This window comes from Ensifer sp. Root558 (assembly GCF_001427045.1).
Classification (GTDB): domain Bacteria; phylum Pseudomonadota; class Alphaproteobacteria; order Rhizobiales; family Rhizobiaceae; genus Ensifer; species Ensifer adhaerens.
The window spans coordinates 141,341-160,683 of record NZ_LMGC01000004.1 but is presented as its reverse complement, the minus strand read 5'-3'; the positions used below and the strand labels follow the sequence as shown (position 1 = coordinate 160,683).

Annotated in this window: 13 protein-coding genes and 2 pseudogenes; 9 read left to right on the top strand and 6 right to left on the bottom strand. The window is 63.5% G+C overall.

Features of this window, described 5'->3' with window-relative positions:
- Positions 1 to 57 precede the first annotated feature (57 nt).
- Genes ASD63_RS08470 through fdnG form a run of 3 tightly spaced genes read right to left on the bottom strand, consistent with a single transcriptional unit; the run spans position 58 to position 4,816 of the window.
- Positions 58 to 747, bottom strand: a complete 690-nt coding sequence (locus ASD63_RS08470; protein ID WP_034787487.1) for a formate dehydrogenase subunit gamma — start codon at positions 745 to 747, stop codon at positions 58 to 60.
- Positions 747 to 1,733 carry a formate dehydrogenase subunit beta gene (gene fdxH, locus ASD63_RS08465; protein ID WP_060528993.1) on the bottom strand — a complete coding sequence of 329 codons (987 nt, stop codon included), beginning with the start codon at positions 1,731 to 1,733 and terminating at the stop codon, positions 747 to 749. Before fdxH ends, ASD63_RS08470 begins: the two co-directional genes overlap by 1 nt.
- Complete coding sequence (gene fdnG / locus ASD63_RS08460) at positions 1,730 to 4,816, bottom strand: formate dehydrogenase-N subunit alpha (RefSeq protein WP_082936535.1); 3,087 nt, start codon at positions 4,814 to 4,816, stop codon at positions 1,730 to 1,732. Before fdnG ends, fdxH begins: the two co-directional genes overlap by 4 nt.
- Before the next feature lie 194 nt (positions 4,817 to 5,010).
- Here fdnG and selD point away from each other — a divergent pair, with 194 nt between their 5' ends.
- The gene (gene selD, locus ASD63_RS08450) at positions 5,011 to 6,057 is read left to right on the top strand and encodes a selenide, water dikinase SelD (protein WP_234852732.1); all 1,047 of its coding nucleotides are present in this window, start codon (positions 5,011 to 5,013) and stop codon (positions 6,055 to 6,057) included.
- Between the two features lie 212 nt (positions 6,058 to 6,269).
- Here selD and ASD63_RS08445 read toward each other — a convergent pair whose 3' ends face one another.
- A complete protein-coding gene (locus ASD63_RS08445; protein WP_200953451.1) occupies positions 6,270 to 7,964 on the bottom strand; it encodes an amidohydrolase in 1,695 nt (564 codons plus the stop codon).
- Between the two features lie 420 nt (positions 7,965 to 8,384).
- Here ASD63_RS08445 and ASD63_RS08440 point away from each other — a divergent pair, with 420 nt between their 5' ends.
- From ASD63_RS08440 to ASD63_RS08410, 8 genes and pseudogenes are all read left to right on the top strand, one after another.
- Positions 8,385 to 9,629, top strand: coding sequence for an acyl-CoA dehydrogenase family protein (locus ASD63_RS08440; RefSeq protein WP_034787477.1), 1,245 nt, complete (start codon positions 8,385 to 8,387; stop codon positions 9,627 to 9,629).
- Positions 9,630 to 9,668: 39 nt separating this feature from the next.
- Positions 9,669 to 10,421 carry an electron transfer flavoprotein subunit beta/FixA family protein gene (locus tag ASD63_RS08435; protein WP_060517659.1) on the top strand — a complete coding sequence of 251 codons (753 nt, stop codon included), beginning with the start codon at positions 9,669 to 9,671 and terminating at the stop codon, positions 10,419 to 10,421.
- Entirely contained in the window at positions 10,418 to 11,359 is a 942-nt protein-coding gene (locus ASD63_RS08430) for an FAD-binding protein (RefSeq protein WP_060528992.1), read from the top strand. Before ASD63_RS08435 ends, ASD63_RS08430 begins: the two co-directional genes overlap by 4 nt.
- A 39-nt stretch (positions 11,360 to 11,398) precedes the next feature.
- A complete protein-coding gene (locus ASD63_RS08425; protein ID WP_060528991.1) occupies positions 11,399 to 12,394 on the top strand; it encodes an AraC family transcriptional regulator in 996 nt (331 codons plus the stop codon).
- Positions 12,395 to 12,523: 129 nt separating this feature from the next.
- Positions 12,524 to 14,026, top strand: a complete 1,503-nt coding sequence (locus tag ASD63_RS08420; RefSeq protein WP_082572813.1) for an aldehyde dehydrogenase family protein — start codon at positions 12,524 to 12,526, stop codon at positions 14,024 to 14,026.
- A 156-nt stretch (positions 14,027 to 14,182) separates the two neighbouring features.
- Positions 14,183 to 14,712: pseudogene (locus ASD63_RS35865) on the top strand (NAD(P)/FAD-dependent oxidoreductase); the annotation flags it as partial.
- A 1-nt stretch (position 14,713) separates the two neighbouring features.
- Positions 14,714 to 16,106 (top strand): annotated as a pseudogene (locus tag ASD63_RS08415) (electron transfer flavoprotein-ubiquinone oxidoreductase); the annotation flags it as partial.
- Between the two features lie 57 nt (positions 16,107 to 16,163).
- Positions 16,164 to 17,975, top strand: coding sequence for a phosphoenolpyruvate carboxykinase (GTP) (locus ASD63_RS08410; RefSeq protein WP_034789831.1), 1,812 nt, complete (start codon positions 16,164 to 16,166; stop codon positions 17,973 to 17,975).
- Here the strand turns inward: ASD63_RS08410 and ASD63_RS08405 are convergent.
- Positions 17,966 to 18,271: a GNAT family N-acetyltransferase gene (locus ASD63_RS08405; protein ID WP_063979488.1), complete on the bottom strand. Its 306-nt coding sequence runs from the start codon at positions 18,269 to 18,271 to the stop codon at positions 17,966 to 17,968. The two genes, ASD63_RS08410 and ASD63_RS08405, sit on opposite strands and share 10 nt — an antisense overlap.
- 113 nt (positions 18,272 to 18,384) lie before the next feature.
- Positions 18,385 to 19,149, bottom strand: a complete 765-nt coding sequence (locus ASD63_RS08400) for an SDR family oxidoreductase (protein ID WP_034789829.1) — start codon at positions 19,147 to 19,149, stop codon at positions 18,385 to 18,387.
- Positions 19,150 to 19,343: the final 194 nt, after the last annotated feature.

The following is a 19,343-nucleotide window of genomic DNA, read 5'->3' as shown; positions in this document are numbered from 1 at the left end:
AAGGTGCTACGGCAACCTTTGCGCGCCTGATAGGACGCGCGGCGCTGTAGGAGACGTTCATTTTGACGGGTCGGAGCCCTGGCGTCCAGCCAGTTCGCGCAGCCATTTGCGATGATGCCGAAAGGCCCAGCCGCCGGTGACGGTGCCGCGGGTCATGGCCCTTATCGTGCCGCGCGTCCAGATTGCCGCATAGACATGGACGATGAAGATCAGGATCGTGAAAAGCGCCGCCAGCGCATGCACCGCGACCGCGATGCGGCGAACGGGGATGGAAACGAGGTCCGGGAAGTACTGCTCCCAGATCATGATGCCGGTCGTCACGAGCACGACGATCAGACCGGACATGCCCCAGAAGACCATCTTCTGGCCGGCATTGTATTTTCCGAGTTCGGGCAGGCTCTCTTCGTTGCCTTGGAGTAGATCACCGAACTTGCGGCTCCATTCCACATCCTCGCGCCGCGGCAGATTGAGCTTCCACATCTGCGCAAACAGGAGGAGGAAGCTTGCGACGAGGATAAGTCCGACGATCGGATGCAGCCATCGCGTGGTCTGGCCGCCGCCGAAGAGGCCGGTCAAGAAAAACAGCGACGGGTGGAAGAAGGAAAGTCCGGAGATCAGAAGCACGATCATGCAGGCGGCGGTGACCCAATGGTTGAGACGGGTATAACCACGATAGCGATTGACGGTGACCGGATGCTTCGTCTCGATCCTGTCGCCGGGGGCCGAATAGATACGTTTGTCAGCCATCACGCCTCCCTGCCGCCTTGCGGGCGGTTGCGATCCTCGACGAGTTCCTCCGCCTCGCCTTCCTCATGGGCGGTCACCTCGTTCGGCCGGGCGAAGATGCCGTGCAGCACGGCGCCGGCGGCGGCAAGTCCGGCAACGGCGAGGCCGACGGTCTTAGCCGGACCCTTCCAACCGCGCACCACCGGCGAAATCTGCGGATCCTCCGGCAGCCCGGAATAGAGCGACGGTTGATCGGCATGGTGCAGCACATACATCACATGCGTTCCGCCGACGCCTTGCGGGTCATAGAGGCCGGCATGATCGTAGCCGCGCGACTTCAGGTCCTCGACGCGCTCGTTGGCAAGCGTGACCATGTCTTCCTTCGTGCCGAAGGTGATCGCCTTGGTCGGGCAGGCCTTGGCGCAGGCCGGTCCTTGTCCAACCGCCACGCGGTCCGAGCAAAGCGTGCATTTCTTCGACACATGCGCGGTCTTCGAGATACGCGGAATGTTGAAGGGACAGCCGGCGATGCAATAGCCGCAGCCGATGCAGTTGTCGGAGATGAAATCGACGATGCCGTTGGAATATTGCACGATGGCGCCCGGTGCCGGGCAGGCCTTGAGACAGCCGGGATCGGCGCAGTGCATGCAGCCGTCCTTGCGGATCAACCACTCGAACTCGTTGGTAACCGGGTTCTCGTATTCAGCAAACCGCATCAGCGTGAACATATCAGCCGTCAGGTCATGCGGGTTCTCGTAGACGCCGACATTTTCCTCCAGGTCCGGATGGGTGTCGTTCCATTCGATGCAGGCGGACTGGCAGGCCTTGCAGCCGATGCATTTCGACACGTCGATCAGCTTGGCGACCGGGGTCAGTTGTCGTTCGGGTGTCGGCACGTTGCTTGTTGCCGAAGCCTTGACGATGTCGCTCGGCAACAGGTTCGACGCCAGCGGTTGCAGCGGCGGGTTGGCGGCGGCCGTTACCGGTTCCGGTGCGCGTTCGCTCATGCCGAAGCTCCTTCTTCCGCCGCCGGTTCGATGTTGACCAGGAAGGCCTTGAACTCCGGCGTGTCGATATTGGCGTCGCCGACGAAGGGGGTCAGGCTGTTCGGGCCGAAGCCCTTGCGGGCCGCACCCATGAAGCCCCAGTGCAAGGGAATGCCGACCACATGGACCGGCTTGCCGTTGCAGATCAGCGGACGAATTCGCTTCGTCACCACTGCCTTCGCCCAGACCTCGCCACGTGCGCTCCACACGCGCACCCGCCCGCCCTTGGTGATGCCGCGTTCAGCCGCCAGCTCCTCGCTGATCTCCACGAAGAATTCCGGCTGCAGCACGGCGTTGACACGGCTGTGCTTGGTCCAGAAGTGGAAATGCTCGGTGAGGCGGTAGGATGTGGCAACGAAGGGGAAGTCGGTGCTCGTGCCCAGCTGTTGCAGGTCGCCTGGAAAGATGCGCGCTACGGGATTGCCGCGAAGTTTGGCGTTGAACGGATTTTCGACCGGGCTTTCGAACGGCTCCATATGTGTTGGGAACGGCCCGTCCCGCATCAGCTTGCGGGCAAAGAGGCGGGCGGTGCCCTCCGGCGTCATGATGAACGGCATCACCGCCTCGGGCTTTGCCGTCACCGCTATGTCGGGCACGTCGAAGCCGGCCCAACGCTCGCCGTTCCATTCGATCAGTTTACGCGCCGGATCCCAGGGTTTGCCCTGGAGATCGCAGGACGCGCGATTGTAGAGGATGCGGCGATTGGCCGGCCAGGCGAAGGTCCATTTGAGGAAGGTGCCGACATCGCCCGGATCGCTGTTGTCGCGCCGGGCCATCATGTTGCCTTCTTCCGTCCAGGACCCGGCATAGATCCAGCAGCCCGACATGGTGGAACCGTCGTCACGCATCACGCCGAAGTTCGGCAGGAGCTTGCCCGCCTCGACCAGCACCTTCGTCGGATCGGTCGGGTCATAGAGCGTCTGCAGCGCGCGTCCGTTCATCTCCTGGGCAAGCTCGGCCGGTTCCGGCTCGTAAGGGTCCTTGTAATCCCAGGCAAGGTTCAGGATAGGCTCGGGACAGACCCCGCCTTCCTTGCGGTAGAGTTCACGCACCCGCAGGAAGATGTTGGCCATGATCCAGGTGTCGTGCTTGGCGTCACCAGGCGGTGTCGCCCCCGGCCAGTGCCATTGCAGCCAGCGGCCCGAATTGACAGTGGCGCCCTCGTCCTCGGCAAAGCAGGTCGCCGGGAGTTGCAAGACCTCCGTCATGATCTTGGCGGAGTCCACCTGGTTGTAGATACCGTGGTTTTCCCAGAAATGCGCCGTCTCGGTCTGCAGCGGGTCGATTGTCACGAGCAGTTTCAGCTTCGACAGACCCTCGGTCAGCTTCGCCCGATTGGGGAAGGACAGAAGCGGGTTGAAGCCCTGGCAGAAGTAGAGGTTCACTTCGCCGCGGCTCATCATGTCGAACATCCTGAGGATGTCGTAGTAGGGGACATCGAGCTTCGGCAACCAGTCGAAGCCCCAGTCGTTTTCCTTCGTGGCAGCGCTGCCCCACATGGCCTTCAGGAAACTGACCATGAATTTGGGGGTGTTCTGCCAATAGCTTGTCTGGCCGGGAACGAGCGGCTTGTTGCCGCGCGTCGACATGTAGGTGGTGTAGTCCGTCTCCTTTTCCGTCGCGAGGTTCATGTAACCCGGCAGGGAGTTGGAAAGCAGGCCGATGTCGGTCAATCCTTGGATGTTGGAGTGACCGCGTAGCGCGTTGACGCCACCGCCCGGCAGGCCGACATTGCCGAGGATGAGCTGCAGCATCGCCATGCCGCGGATGTTCTGGGCGCCTTTCGAATGCTGCGTCCAGCCGAGCGCGTAGAGCGAGGTCATCACCTTGTCGCGCGCCGACGTCGCGCCGATCATCTCGCAGATCTTCAGATAGCGATCCTTGGGCGTGCCGCAGATATTTTCCACGAATTCCGGTGTGTAGACCGCGACATGCTCTTTCAGGAGGTTCCAGACACAGCGCGGGTCCGTGAGAGTCGGATCGGTTTTGACCGTTCCGTCCTCGTTGAGTTGGTAGTCCCAGGCGGTACGATCGTAGTCGCGCTTCTCCTCGTCATAGCCGGTGAAGAGACCATCGGCCCAGCCGAACTCCGAGTTCACCAGATAGGTGGCGTTGGTATAGTTCTTGACGTAGTCCCACTGCACCTTGTCGTTCTCGATGCAGTAGCGGATCGCGCCCATCAGGAAGGCGATGTCGGAGCCGGGGCGGATCGGCGCATAGACATCGGCGACCGAGGCCGTGCGGTTGAAGCGCGGATCGACCACGATCAGCCGGGCGCCGCGATGATGCTTGGCTTCCGTCACCCATTTGAAGCCGCAGGGATGAGCTTCGGCCGCGTTGCCACCCATGACGATGACGAGGTCGGTGTTCTTGATGTCGGTCCAGGCGTTCGTCATTGCGCCGCGGCCAAATGTTGGAGCCAAACTGGCTACCGTGGGGCCGTGTCAGACGCGTGCCTGGTTGTCGAAGCCGACGACTCCCATAGACCGGACGGTCTTGTAGGTCAGCCATCCCGTCTCGTTGGTGCCGCCCGACGCCGCAAGGAAGCCCATCGTCGTCCAGCGGTTGACGGTCACGCCGGCCGCGTTCTTCTCGATGAAGTTCTTGTCGCGGTCGTCCTTGATCGCTCGGGCGATCTTGTCGAAGGCATCTTCCCAGGAGATGTCCTGCCAGGTGTCGGCGCCCGGAGCGCGGTGACGCGGCTTCGTGGCGCGGGTCTCGGACTTCACGAAGTCCTTGAGCGCCGCGCCCTTGGGACAGAGCGTCCCGCGGTTGGTCGGATGATCGGCATCGCCCTCGATATGGATGAGCTCCGCCTTCTCGCCGGCGGAAAGATCACCCTTCGAATACATCAGGATGCCGCAGGCGACCGAACAGTAAGTGCAGACGTTGCGGGTCTCGGTGGTGCTTGCGAGTTTGAAGGCACGCACATGGGCGGCTGTTGCGGCCTCGGCTGCTCCGAAGCCCATGGCGCCGATCGTGGTGGCCGCGGCTCCTGCGCCAGCGAGCTTCAGGAAACTGCGGCGGGAAAGATCGATGTTCATTGGAGGTCATCCTCTTCCATGCGTATCGGTCTTACCGGGATGGTCGAACCTCAAGGCCCTGGTGTCAAGAAGGAATTGAATGGCATTTGCCCCGAAAAGTCATGGTCTTGCCCGGGATCATCGGTCATGATCGCGAGCTGCGACAGGGCCGCCTTTGACGCAACCGTATGAAGGGAGTTCCAACCGTGAGCAGTATTTCCGCTTCTGCCGAACCGCGCCTGACCTCGCTTGCCCATGGCGGCGGCTGCGGCTGCAAGATCGCCCCGGGCGTGCTTCAGGACATTTTGCGCGGACGGGTACAACTGCCGGTCCCGCCGGAACTTCTGGTCGGCATTGAGACCTCGGACGATGCAGCGGTCTATCGCCTAAACGATCACCAGGCGGTGGTCGCCACCACGGACTTCTTCATGCCTGTTGTCGACGACCCCCACGATTTCGGCCGGATCGCCGCGACGAATGCCATCAGCGACATCTACGCCATGGGCGGAACGCCGATCTTCGCACTGGCGCTGGTCGGCATGCCGGTCAACGTGCTCTCGACGGAAACCATTGGCGCCATCCTCGACGGCGGGGCGGCGGCCTGTCGGGCGGCCGGCATTCCGATCGCCGGCGGCCACACGATCGATTCCGTCGAGCCGATCTACGGTCTCGTCGCGATCGGCCTCGTCGATCCGGCCCATCTCAAGCGCAACAGCGGAGCCGAGCCGGGTGACGTGCTGATCCTCGGCAAGCCGCTCGGCGTCGGCATCTTTTCCGCGGCGTTGAAAAAGGGCGCGCTCGATGAAGCCGGCTATATCAGGATGATCGAAAGCACCACGCGCCTCAACACGGCCGGACCCGATCTCGCGCGGCTTTCCGGCGTGCATGCCATGACGGACGTGACGGGTTTTGGCCTTGCCGGCCACGCGCTCGAAATGGCGCGCGGGTCGAACTGCCAGGTCCGGGTCGACTGGTCCGCCGTTCCCCTTCTGGAAGGTGCTTTCGATCTGGCTGCCGCCGGTTTTGTCACCGGCGCCTCCGGGCGGAACTGGGCAAGCTATGGGCAGGACGTGGCCTTTGCCCGCGAGATGGGCGCGATCGACAAGGCGCTGCTTTGCGATCCACAAACGAGCGGCGGCTTGCTCGTCGCCTGTGACCGGTCGTCCGCGCAGGCGGTGCTCGACCTGTTCGACAAGCACGGTTTCGGCGCGGCGGTGATCGGGGAAACTGTGGCCGGGCCGGCGGGATTGGTGATCGCGTAGCCTTTGGCGCTTACCCGGCCCTGCCGAGCTTGGCTGCGTCTCTCTAAGCCAAATCTCGCGTCGACCAGAGTGGTCGCAACGTCTTTCGTCGGGACGGGTTGGTCCCGGCGATGATCGGTGTATTGCGGCCGGGCTGTGTCGGCCGCAACAAGATGGATGCGGAGGCACGATCTCGCCACGCCGTGACGGTTGGGGTGCGCTTCTGACCCCGGCTATTGCTCGGCAGACCGGAGCGCGCCGGCATCGTACACGACCTTGCCGCCAAGCAGGGTCAATACCGATCGGATGGTATCGATCTCGTCGACCGGCATCGTCATGTAGGGCTTGTCGAGCACTGCGAGATCGGCGAGCTTGCCGGCGGAAAGCGTGCCGCGATCCTCCTCGGCAAAGGCGATCCATGCTGCGTTTCGCGTGTAAAGCCGCAGCGCCTCTTTGCGCGTGAGCAACTGGTCGCTCGCCTTCTGCACCGTGCCTCCAAGCGAACGCCCCGTCAGGTGGTACTCTATCGCCTGCCAGACGCCGGCGACGCCGATGCGTGTGGAGTCGGTGCCGCCGGCGACAAGCAGCCCCTTGTCGATGGCAAGGCGCGTCGGTGGTGAAACGGCTGCGACAGCCGTGCCATTGGCGCCTGCGATGGCCGCTCCCTCGAAATAGGGACCCATCTGGACGGTGTAGGCGAGACCCATCTTTTGCATCCGGTCGAGGGTCCGTTCCGATCCGGTGTTGAGGTGGGCGATCGACCACCGGAGGTCGTTGAGCGGGTGCGTCTTGTGCACCTCTTCGAAAACGTCGAGGATGGCGCTCGCGGCGTCATCGGTATAGGCGTGGATCTCGACGGGGATACGCCGTTCCGCAGCGAACTGCGCGACTTTCAAGAGTTCGTCGCGCGCTTCCTTTGGCGGAGCGAAACCCGGCCCCATCTGCACGCCGTCGTTCATCGCAAAGACCAGGGATTCGCCAAGACCCAGGAAGCTCAGCGTGCCGTCGTCGTGGACGGCGGGACGGAACGACATGATTTCGCGGAACCATTCGGCTTCTTTGCCGGGATGGGCCGCCGGAATTCGGTAGCCGGCCCTCAGTGTCAGGCCGCCTTCGTCCCTGAGCGCGAAGAACGGTTCATAGCCGACGGCCGGCCCTGCGGAAGGGTCGATGAAGCCGGTGACGCCGACCGCGTTCAGATGCGAAAAGAAGACCTTCAGGTTCGCCTTGCGCTCGTTCTTGCCGATTGCACTGAGTTGTCCGAAGAGCACGTTGAACGAGCCGATGTTGCCGAAGAGCCTGCCCGTTGCGCGGCTTTCTTCGTTGCGCTCGATCGTGATGCCGGGCGGCAGCTTCGGCGCAGCACTGTCGAGAGCAAGCAGCTCGATCCCCTTGGTGTTCACGAGCGCGTAGTCGTAGAGATATTGCACATAGGCCGGCGTCTGCGGGAGGGTCTTGTCGAGGTCGGCGACGTCAGGCGCTCGGCGCTCGGCGAACTGGTCCGGATGCCAGGAGCCGACGACCGCGACCCACTGGTCCCTGGCACGATCCCGCGCCGCAGTCTTCAAGGCTTCAAGCGCGCTCGCAAGGCTCGTTTCGTCATGCCAGTAGGTCTCGAACGGATAAGTCTGGCCGCCGCGGATCGCGTGGATATGCGTATCGACAAGGCCGGGAATGACCGTGCGGCCGCCAAGGTCCAGGACCTCCGTATCAGGTCGCACCAGGTTCTCGATGTCCTCGTCGCTGCCGACCGCCACGATGCGGCCATCGGAAATGGCAAGCGCTTCCGCCGCCGGTCGAGCCTCGTCCATGGTGACGATCGTCCCGTTTCTGAGCACGAGGTCGGCACTATCGTTTGCCAAGGACGATTGCGTGAAAACGGCAAGCTGCGCCGCGGCGAGGCAGAAGGTCGAAAACCGGCGGATCAAGGCACTCTCCTCAACAGGATCGGTGAAACCAAACTGGCGGAGGGCGCGGGTGGTTCGCGTTGCTTTCTCCGGCAGGTGCGGCGTCGGATGGTGGCCGAGCCTCTTCGCCACGCCTGAGATAGCGGGCCTAAAAAAGATACGGACGCTACAAACCGGCGGTAGGCGCCGAAATCGAGCCACAGCGTCTTAAAAATAGGACAAGGATTTCGGCGATTGCCGATCCAGACTGCGATCGCAGGTGGAGCCGGCGAGGCGAAGGCCGGCGATCACTTGCTTCCGATGGCGCGCTGAAAGTCCACGCCGAATTGGACGATAGTCCACCAAAAGAGCACACTTGGACCTCATCTCCACCGGAACGGCAAGCTACCAATCTCTCGGCAGGATGAGGAACCCGCCAGATCAGAACCAAGGGAGCGAGAAATGATCCACGCCGATGACGGCTCACTGTCCCAGGAACAGCGAATGATGCGCGACAGCTGCCGCGCCTTCGTCGACGACGCGGTGACGCCTTTCATTCGATCGAACTGGCAGCGCGAATGGGACATGAGCCCGGGTGAGCGGCTGCCGCGCTCGATCCTGGAGGGCGCCGAAACGATCGGCGTCCGCACGCTCGGCGTGCCGGAAGCCTATGGCGGCGTCGACCTGGAGCGCGAGACAGAGGTTAGAACCTTCGCGCTGATCTCCGAAGAAATCGCTCGTGGCGACTCCGGCCTTGCCGACAAGCTGGTGCAGAACTGGAAGGTTTCGATCCTCCTGCGCGAATTCGCGCCAAGGCACCTGCAGGACAAGTGGTTTCCGCGCCTTCTGGCGGACCCGCAGTTCCTGCTGGCCCATTGCCTTACCGAGCCGCGCGGCGCTTCGGACCGCTGGCTACCCTACAATGTGCCCGAGGCGGCGATGCACACGAAGGCCGTGCTCAAGGACGGGCACTGGGTGATCAACGGCCGCAAGCAGTTCATCTCGAACGGCTTCGATGCGAGCCTCTACGTCGTCTATGCCAATACGGACTCCTCCGTCGGCATGCTGCAGGGAACCTCGAGTTTCCTCGTGCCGCGCGACACGCCGGGCCTGACGGTGACGAAATGCAACGAGACCATGGGCTGCCGTTTCATGAACAACGGCGAGCTGGTGTTCGAAGACTGCCGGGTGCCGGCGGATCACCTTCTCGTCCAGAACACAGCCCTTGGCAGCGCCGGGCAGTATTTCCGCGCCGGCAAGATCATCCAGGCGGCCAAGAACCTCGGCGTCGGCGTCGCCTGCTTCGAGCGCACGGCCGACTATGTCCAGAACTATGTGCAGGGCGGGCGTATTCTCATCAAGCACCAGGCGGTGGCGCTCAGGCTCGCCGACATGGCGACCCGGATCGAGGCGGTGCGCGCGCTGATCGAGCGGGCGTCGAGGGCCGTCGACGAGCGGCATCCGGACATGGATATTCTTTGCAACATGGCCAAGGTCTACGCGTCGGAGGAGATCATGAAGGTCGCGACCCACGCGCTGGAACTGCATGGCGGCAACGGCGCAATGCTGGAGTTCGGCATCGAGAAGCTGTTCCGCGACGCCGCCATCTTCCTGCACATGGACGCGACCGTCGATGTCAGCCGGATGAAGATCATCAAGACCATGTTCCCGGCAACCGCCGGCAAATACGCAGGCCCTGAAAACTAGGACCTGTCGGAGGAGTTGGCGGGCAAGGGAGGACGAAGGATGAAGATATTGGTCGCGGTGAAGCGCGTTGTCGATCCGAACGTGAAGGTGCGGCTACGGGCGGATGGCAGCGGTCTCGACCTTGCCGCCGCCAAGATGACGATGAACCCGTTCGACGAGATCGCTGTCGAAGAGGCGGTCCGTCTCAGGGAGGCGGGCATCGCCTCCGAGGTGGTCGTCGTTTCCGTCGGTCCCGAAAAGGCGACGGAGACATTACGCACTGCACTGGCGATGGGGGCCGATCGCGGCCTCCTCGTCCGGACGGAGGCGACGACCGAACCGCTGGCGGTCGCCAAAGCGCTGAGCGCCGTCGCCGGCGAAGAACAGCCGGCCCTGATCCTTCTTGGGAAGCAGGCCGTCGACGATGATTGCAATCAGACCGGACAGATGCTGGCCGCAAAACTCGGTTGGCCGCAGGCGACCTTTGCCTCGCAGCTCACCGTCAATGGCGATCGCGCCACTGTCATTCGCGAGGTCGACGGCGGATCGCAGACGCTCGCGCTCGCCCTGCCGGCAATCGTCACGGCGGATCTGCGCCTGAACGAGCCGCGCTACGCGTCGCTGCCGAACATCATGAAGGCCAAGAAGAAGCCGCTGGAGGAAAGGCAACCTTCGGACTACGGCCTGGTCATCGAGGAGCGCCTGGAAGTCGTCCGCCTCGAAGAGCCGCCGACAAGGGCCGCCGGCATCAAGGTGAAATCGGTGGCGGAGCTTGTCGAACGGTTGAAAACGGAAGCGGGAGTGCTGGCATGAGCGTGCTTGTCTTGGCCGAACACGGCAATGCGCAACTGGATGAGGCAACGGCAAGGGCGGTCAGCGCCGCGCTTTGCCTCGGCAACGACGTTCACGTGCTCGTCGCGGGCAAGGGGTGTCACGACGCAGCCCTGGCTGCCGCCCGTCTCGACGGCGTCTACAGGGTCCTGGTCGCGGATGGGGAAAGCCTTGCCAACCAACTTGCCGAGCCGCTCGCCGACCTGATCGTCGCCTTGTCGGGAAACTACGATGCCATCGTCGCGGCATCCACCTCGACCGGCAAGAACGTGATGCCGCGCGTCGCGGCACTGCTCGACGTCATGCAGATCTCGGACGTGATTGCGATCGATGGTCCTGACCTGTTTCGCCGTCCGATCTACGCCGGCAACATCGTTCAGACGGTGCGCTCGAAAGACCCGAAGCGCGTTCTGACGATCCGGGCGTCGGCATTCCGACCCGTGGGTCAGGGAAAGGCGAAGCCAATCGAGGTAGTCGACGTTGCGCCGGGCTCCTGCCGTTCGACATTCGTCGCCAATGCTTTCGCGGTTTCGGAGCGGCCCGAACTGACCTTGGCGCGCATCGTCGTGTCCGGCGGGCGCGGTATGGGCTCGGCAGACAATTTCGAGACGGTGCTTGCGCCGCTCGCCGACACGCTGGGGGCGGCATTGGGTGCGAGCCGCGCGGCCGTTGACGCCGGCTATGTCTCGAACGACCTTCAGGTCGGCCAGACCGGCAAGATCGTCGCTCCCGACCTCTACATCGCCTGCGGCATTTCCGGCGCGATTCAGCATCTGGCGGGCATGAAGGATTCGAAGGTGATCGTCGCGATCAACAAAGACGCGGAGGCACCGATCTTCCAGGTTGCCGATTATGGTCTCGTCGCCGATCTCTTCGAGGCGGTTCCCGAGTTGAAAGGGACGCTCGCAAGCGCGACTTGAGCAGGTGGCATCGGCACTGAGGCAAACAGGGGGGACGAGATGGCAAGGACAGATGGGCAGCCGGGCGGCGATCCGGATCAGGACGTGGACGACACCCTGTCGGCGCCCTTTCGTTCCTACGCGCTCGAACGGGCCGATGCGCCTCGCTTCCACATTCGTCTGGTCGAAAAGACACAAAGGCTCTATCCGGCGCACAAGCACGACTACTTCCAGATCGTCTATTTCATGACCGAAGCGCCGACGGCGCGCGTCGGCCTCAGATCCTACAAGCCGCAGCCGGGCTCGGTTTATTTCATCGCGCCGATGACCCCGCATCAGATGCGCTTCAGCAGCGCGTCGCGGTCCGTCGTGATCTACTTCGACCTCGATTTCCTCCGGCCGGGCATCACGCGCTCTTATCCGATACAGGAACTGGTGCGCATTGCCCCCGAACTCACGCCCTTTGCCTGGCAGGGGCACATCGACTTTAACCTGGACGAAGCCCAGGCGGCGCGCGTCGAGGAGGCCTGCCGGGTGATGATCCTTGAGCATGCCGAGGATCGGATCTGCACGGGGGAGATCATTCGCGCCGAGCTGACGCTGATGCTCGGCAGGATCTGCCGGGCCTATGAGGATCGTTTCGACGAGTTGTCACCGGTTCTGCCGGCGATCGGCCGGGACAGCGGACATATGCGCCGGATCTCAGATTTCATCGCGGAGAATTACCTGCGCTCGCCGACCCTCGATCAGGCGGCCGCCTACGCCAGGCTTTCCCGCAGCCGCCTCTGCGCGCTGTTGCGGCAGCATACGGGCACCAGCTTCAACGCGCTCATCCGCGAGATGCGCATCGATGACGCGCGCGAACGCCTGGTGCTGACCGACGAGCCGATCGGGCAGATCGCCTATGCGGTCGGCTACACCGACGAGAAGTATTTCCTGCGAGCGTTTCGAAAGTCGGTCGGAATGACGCCGACGGCCTATCGGGTGAAACGGTTGAGCGACCTGGCCGTACCCGCGACGACGCGGCGCGGTCTCGGCGCGCAGGCCCGGGCCTGATGCCAACGAGCAGGAGCTAGCGGATCACACGAAACCAGCCGGACAACGGGATTGTCCGACGGACAGAGAAAAGCCTGACCGGGATGCGGTCCGGCATGTGCGGTTGATTGCAACATGGGAGGAGTAGCAATGCTTAAGAATGTCGAGGATCAGGCGCGGGCGCCGCTCCGGATGTCCGGCCTGTTCGTGGGTGGGGAATTTCTGGACGACGGCAGCGCCACCACGTTCAGCGTCGAGGAGCCGGCAACCGGGGCGACGATCGCGCATGTGACCAATGCATCGGAGGCCGACGTCGACCAGGCAGTCAGAAGCGCCCGCGGCGCCTTCCAGGCCTGGCGCGACCGGTCCCCGCGCGAGCGCGGCCAGATCCTGCGCGAAGTCGCCGCCCATATTCGCAAGCATGTGGACGAACTTGCCGAGATCGAGGCGCGCGAAGTGGGCAAGCCACGTCGCGATGCGCTCCGCTTCGACGTATCGTTCTGCCATGCCTGCTTCGACTACTTCGGCGGTCTCGCCGACACGATCCACGGCGAGATCCTCGATCAGGGACCGATCGAGGCGCGCATCAACTACGAGCCCTATGGCGTAGTGGCCGCGATTCTGCCTTTCAACTGGCCGCCGATCCACTTTTCCAAGAAGTGCGCGCCGGCGCTCGCCGCCGGCAACACCGTCGTCATCAAGCCCGGCGAGCAGGCGCCGTTGACGGTGTTGCGCCTCGTCGAACTCGCCAATGAGATCCTGCCGCCGGGCGTTCTCAACGCGGTCGCCGGCATGGTCTCCGGCCCGGCACTTGCCGCCCATCCGCTGGTCGAGCGCATCACCTTCACGGGATCGACGATGACGGGCCGGCGCGTGCTGCAGTCGGCCGCGCAGAACCTCACCTACGCCACGATGGAACTGGGCGGAAAGAACGCGCTGATCGTGCTTCCCGATGCCGATCTCGACGTCGCGATCAACGTTGCGCTCGAAGGCATGTTCTACAATCAGGGAGAGGCCTGCACATCGACATCGCGCATCCTCGTGCACGATAGCCTCCATGACCGGTTCCTGGAGCGGTTCGCGCGGGCGACCGAGAAGCTGGTCGTCGGCGACGGACTTGATCCGGCGACCGACATCGGCGCCATGGTCGATGCCAAGCACCGCGACAAGGTTCTGTCCTATCTCGATATCGCGCTGAAGGAGGGAGCCCGCCTCGTCACCCAGGGCAGGTTGCCGACCGACGAGAGATTGAAGGACGGCTACTGGGTCGCGCCGACGGTTCTTGCAGATGTCACGCCTGACATGACCCCGGCGCGCGAAGAGATGTTCGGTCCGATCGCCAGCATCATGCGGTTTTCGACCGAGGAAGAGGCGATCCGCATCGCCAATGACAGTGAATACGGCCTGACGGCGGCGATCTGCACGACCGACGAGGCCCATGCCGGCAAGATCGCAGCCAAGCTCGAAGCGGGCATGATCTTCGTCAACAACTACATGCGCCGCGCCTTCCTCGGCTCACCCTTCGGCGGCCAGAAGGGAAGCGGCTTCGGTCGGGAAAATGCGGCGGAAACGCTGCGCGAGTTCACGCGCTCAAAGAACGTCCGGTTTCCGTCGGGCCGGGGGAGCATCCCGACCTGGCCACCGAAGGACTGAGTTCTTCCTGAACCAGATCTATTGAACCGAACCTCCAGCACGGTGACGACGCCCCGTCTTCGGCTCGTCGCCGTGCGAACTTCTAGCGGTCCTCGGCGAGGGCGGCCGTCGCGTTCCGCGCGGCTCGCCTCATTAGGGCCGCCAATTGATAGGCGCATGCAGATGGTTGAACGCGAGAGCATGGAGTTCGACGTTGTGATCGTGGGTGCGGGACCGGCGGGTCTTGCAGCTGCGATCCGGCTGAAGCAGGTCAATCCGGAGCTGTCGGTTGTCGTGCTCGAAAAGGGCGCCGAAGTCGGTGCGCATATCCTGTCGGGCGCCGTCGTCGATCCCATCGGCATCGACCGGCTGCTGCCGGACTGGCGCGCCGACGCCGACCATCCGTTCAAGACCGAAGTGACGGACGACCACTTCCTGTTGTTGGGACCCGCCGGCTCGATCCGCCTGCCGAACTTCCTGATGCCGCCGCTGATGAACAATCACGGCAACTACATCGTATCGCTTGGGCTCGTCTGTCGCTGGCTGGCGACAAAGGCGGAGGAACTCGGCGTCGAGATCTATCCGGGCTTTGCCGCCACCGAAGTGCTCTACAACGACGAGGGTGCGGTCATCGGGGTTGCCACCGGCGACATGGGCATCGAGCGGAACGGCGAACCGGGCCCGAACTTCGCCCGCGGCATGGCGCTNACCGAAGTGCTCTACAACGACGAGGGTGCGGTCATCGGGGTTGCCACCGGCGACATGGGCATCGAGCGGAACGGCGAACCGGGCCCGAACTTCGCCCGCGGCATGGCGCTGCTCGGCAAATACACGCTGATCGGCGAGGGCGTGCGCGGTTCGCTCGCCAAGCAGCTGATCGCCAAGTTCGATCTCTCGAAAGACCGCGACGTCCAGAAGTTCGGCATCGGCCTGAAGGAGCTCTGGCAGGTCAAGCCCGAGAACCATCGTCCGGGCCTGGTGCAGCACTCCTTCGGCTGGCCGCTCGGCATGAAGACCGGTGGCGGCTCCTTCCTCTACCATCTCGAAGACAACATGGTCGCCGTCGGCTTCGTCGTGCACCTCAATTACAAGAACCCCTATCTCTTCCCCTTCGAGGAGTTCCAGCGCTTCAAGACGCATCCGGCGATCCGCGGCACGTTCGAGGGCGGCAAGCGGCTTTCCTATCAAGAACCCCTATCTCTTCCCCTTCGAGGAGTTCCAGCGCTTCAAGACGCATCCGGCGATCCGCGGCACGTTCGAGGGCGGCAAGCGGCTTTCCTATGGGGCCCGTGCGATCACCGAGGGCGGTTACCAGTCGGTACCGAAGCTGTCCTTCCCCGGTGGTGCGCTGATCGGCTGTTCGGCCGGTCTCGTCAACGTGCCGCGCATCAAGGGCAGCCACAATGCGGTGCTTTCAGGCATTCTCGCGGCCGAGAAGCTGGCGGCAGCGATTGCTAGTGGCCGCGCCAATGACGAGCCGATCGAGATCGAACGCGGCTGGCGCGACAGCGCCATCGGCCAGGACCTGAAGCGGGTGAGAAACGTCAAGCCGCTGTGGGGCTGGCGCGACAGCGCCATCGGCCAGGACCTGAAGCGGGTGAGAAACGTCAAGCCGCTGTGGTCGAAGTTCGGCACGGCGATCGGCGTTGGGCTCGGCGGTCTCGACATGTGGACCAACCAGCTGTTCGGCTTCTCCTTCTTCGGCACGCTGAAGCACGGAAAGACCGATGCGCAGTCGCTCGAACCCGCAGCGCAGCACAAGAAGATCGACTATCCAAAGCCGGACGGGGTTCTGACCTTCGACCGGCTGTCCTCGGTGTTCCTGTCGAACACCAACCATGAGGAAGACCAGCCGGTCCATCTCCAGGTGAAGGACATGGATCTGCAGAAGCGCTCCGAGCACGACGTCTATGCCGGTCCGTCGACGCGCTACTGTCCGGCCGGGGTCTACGAATGGGTGGAGAAGGACGGGAAGGACGTCTTCGTCATCAACGCGCAGAACTGCGTGCACTGCAAGACCTGCGACATCAAGGACCCGAACCAGAACATCAACTGGGTGCCGCCCCAAGGCGGCGAAGGCCCGGTCTATCCGAACATGTGAGTTCGGGAGGCGGGCCGCGCGGACCGAATTCATTATTGCCAAGCGAGAGACGCATCCATGCAAGACCCGACTGTCATAACCAACCCCGTTCTCAGCCAATGGATCGACGAGGTTCGGGCCCTGTGCGAACCGGATCAGGTCCATGTCTGCGACGGCAGCGATGCGGAATACAGGCGTCTGTGCAGCACCCTTGTCGCCGCGGGCACCTTTATCCGGTTGAACGAAGCGAAGCGCCCAAGCTCGTTCCTCTGCCGCTCCGATCCCCGCGATGTCGCCCGCCTCGAACATCGCACTTTCGTCTGCACCTCCAGCCGGGAGGACGCAGGGCCCACCAACAATTGGGCAGATCCTGCCAGCATGCGCGTGGAGCTTTCGCGATTGTTCAAGGGATCGATGCGCGGGCGCACCATGTATGTGATCCCGTTCTCCATGGGGGAACCCGGCTCGGACCTTGCGATGATCGGGGTTCAGATCACCGATTCCGCCTATGTCGCGGTCAGCATGAAGTTGATGGCGCATATCGGCCTGCCGGTCCTGCGCGCACTTGGCACGCGCGAATTCGTGCGCTGCCTGCACTCGGTCGGAGCCCCGCTCGCGCCCGGCGACCGCGATGTGCCGTGGCCCTGCAACGCGGAGCACAAATATATTGTGAGCTTCCAGGACGACGGCTCGATCGCATCCTTCGGTTCCGGCTACGGCGGCAATGCGCTTCTCGGCAAGAAGTGCCTGGCACTGCGCACGGCCTCGCTGAAGGGCCGACAGGAGGGGTGGCTTGCCGAGCACATGCTGATCATGGGCGTGGAGGATCCCACTGGGAAAACGACCTATGTCGCGGCCGCCTTTCCGTCCGCCTGTGGCAAGACCAATTTCGCCATGCTTCTGCCGCCCGAGGGTTTTGCGGGATGGAAGGTCAAGACGGTCGGCGACGACATCGCCTGGATTCGGCCGGATGCGGACGGCAGGCTGCGGGCCATCAATCCGGAAACGGGCTTCTTCGGGGTTGCCCCGGGCACCAACGAGAAGACCAATCCCAACATGATGGCGGCGATCGCGCGCGAGACCATCTTCACCAATTGCGCGCTGACGCCCGACGGCGACGTCTGGTGGGAGGGCATGACGGAGGAGGCGCCGCCGGCGTTGGTGGACTGGCGCGGTCTCGACTGGACGCCTCAGGCCGGTCGCCCGGCCGCGCATCCGAACGCCCGTTTCACCGTTTCGCGCGACCGCTGCCCGAGCATGGACCCATCGGCCGCGCACCCCGCCGGCGTGCCGATCTCGGCCTTCATCTTCGGCGGGCGGCTTTCCCACACTTTTCCGCTTGTCTTTGAGGCAAGGGACTGGCGCGAGGGCATCTACTGGGCGGCAACGCTGGGGTCGGAAGCGACGGCGGCCGCGGAAAATCAGGCCGCGACCCGGCGCGATCCCTTCGCGATGCTGCCCTTCTGCGGCTACAACATGGCCGACTATTTTGCCCACTGGCTTTCGATGGGAGACCGGCTTGTGAATGCGCCGGCAATCTTCCGCGTCAACTGGTTCCGGCGTGACGAGGACGGTGCATTTCTCTGGCCGGGCTTCCGGCAAAATATGCGCGTGCTCAAATGGATCGTGCAGAGGACGGAGAGGACTGGCGGCGGAAAAGCCACGTCGATCGGCCTTGTGCCGGGCTATGACGACATCGACTGGCATGGCCTCGACTACGACCGCCAAACCTTCGACGCGCTGATGAGGTTCGATCCGGCCAAACTCGCCAAGGAACTGCAAAGCCACGACGTCTTGCTGCAGTCCTTCGGCCAACGATTGCCGTCAGCGCTTTCCGCCATTCGTCGCGCCTTGCTCGACGGGGTTGACCAGACGCCGGATCAAGCCTGAGGTCCCGGGCACGCCGCCCCGTCATCCAGCCAGGCGGTGGTCACGGCCACCGTCTGGCTCAGCATTGCCGGGCGTTCAGCCGTCGCGATCACCCGTGCGTTTCGCGCGCGAAGAATGTCGAAGACGCCGGTCGCAAGCCGCGTGCCGATCCCCTGTCCCGACAGGGTCTGCAGCACTTCCGTGTGCGTGAGAACGACCCGGCCGTCCTCCAGCCGATAGTAGGCAACGGCGATCTCGTCGCCGATCGGCAGCTCGAATCGAGACGCCTGAGTGTTATCGATGACCTTTTCGACCATTTCGTCCCTACCTTCCTGCAACCGTTATCCGCGCCGTCGCTGTGCCCTGGACTATAGGAGGGACGAGACATCCGCGCGACCACTCTGTCGCGCGGATGCGGAGTTCTGTGGTCTCAGAGCGCCCGGCCGCCATCCACCTGGATGATGTGGCCGGTCGAAAAGCCGAGCAACGTCGCGCTCGCCAGGATGGCGGCGGCGATGTCGTCGACTTCGCCGATGCGGCCGAGCGGGGTCGAGGACGCGACCTTGTCGTTGAAGTCCGAGCCTCGCCCGGGGACGAATTGCGTGTCGACGACACCAGGAGAAACCGCAAGGACCCGGATTTCCGGGGCAAGGACGCGGGCGAGCGCCTTGGTCATCACGTCGATGCCGGCCTTGGCGGCGCAATAGGCGATATTCGAGCCAATACCGGTGAAGGCGGCGATCGACGAGATGGAGACGACGAGCCCGTCGCCGGATTTTTTCAAAAGTGGCGCGAAGGCGCGGATCGCCGCGAACTGGCTTCGCCAGTTCACCTTGAAGATGTCGTCGATCAGTTCATCCGTCAGCGCGTCGAGATCCCGGTGGGCGATAGGCTTGGTGAAGCCCGCGGCATTGACCAGCACATCGAGCTTGCCGAACTTCTGTTCGATGGTGCGGGCAAGGTCGCCAAGAGCGCGGGAATCCGTGATGTCGACGGCATATCGGGCATGACGTTCAGCGTTCGCAAGGGAGGAAATCACCGCATCCGCGCTTGCGGCCCCCTGTTCACGCGGCGTGTGGGTGATCAGCACGGTCGCTCCCGCATCTGCAAACAGGCGCCCTGTTGCGGCGCCGATTGCGCCGTTTCCGCCGATGACGAGAACTGTCTTTCCAACCAAGGACCGCGGATACGCCATAAGTTCCTCCCTCTTGACGTGATGTCTTTCAAGCCGACGGAAACGTCCGCCCGGCAATTTGACGGTTGATCGATGCGACCTTAGGGCAATCGATTGCACGAAACAATAGGCAATCGATTGCATGAAGGTTCGCGGAAAACGCTCGCGCAGAGGCGTTCGCAGGGGAAAGCGGTGCGAAGGGACCGAAACCGCCG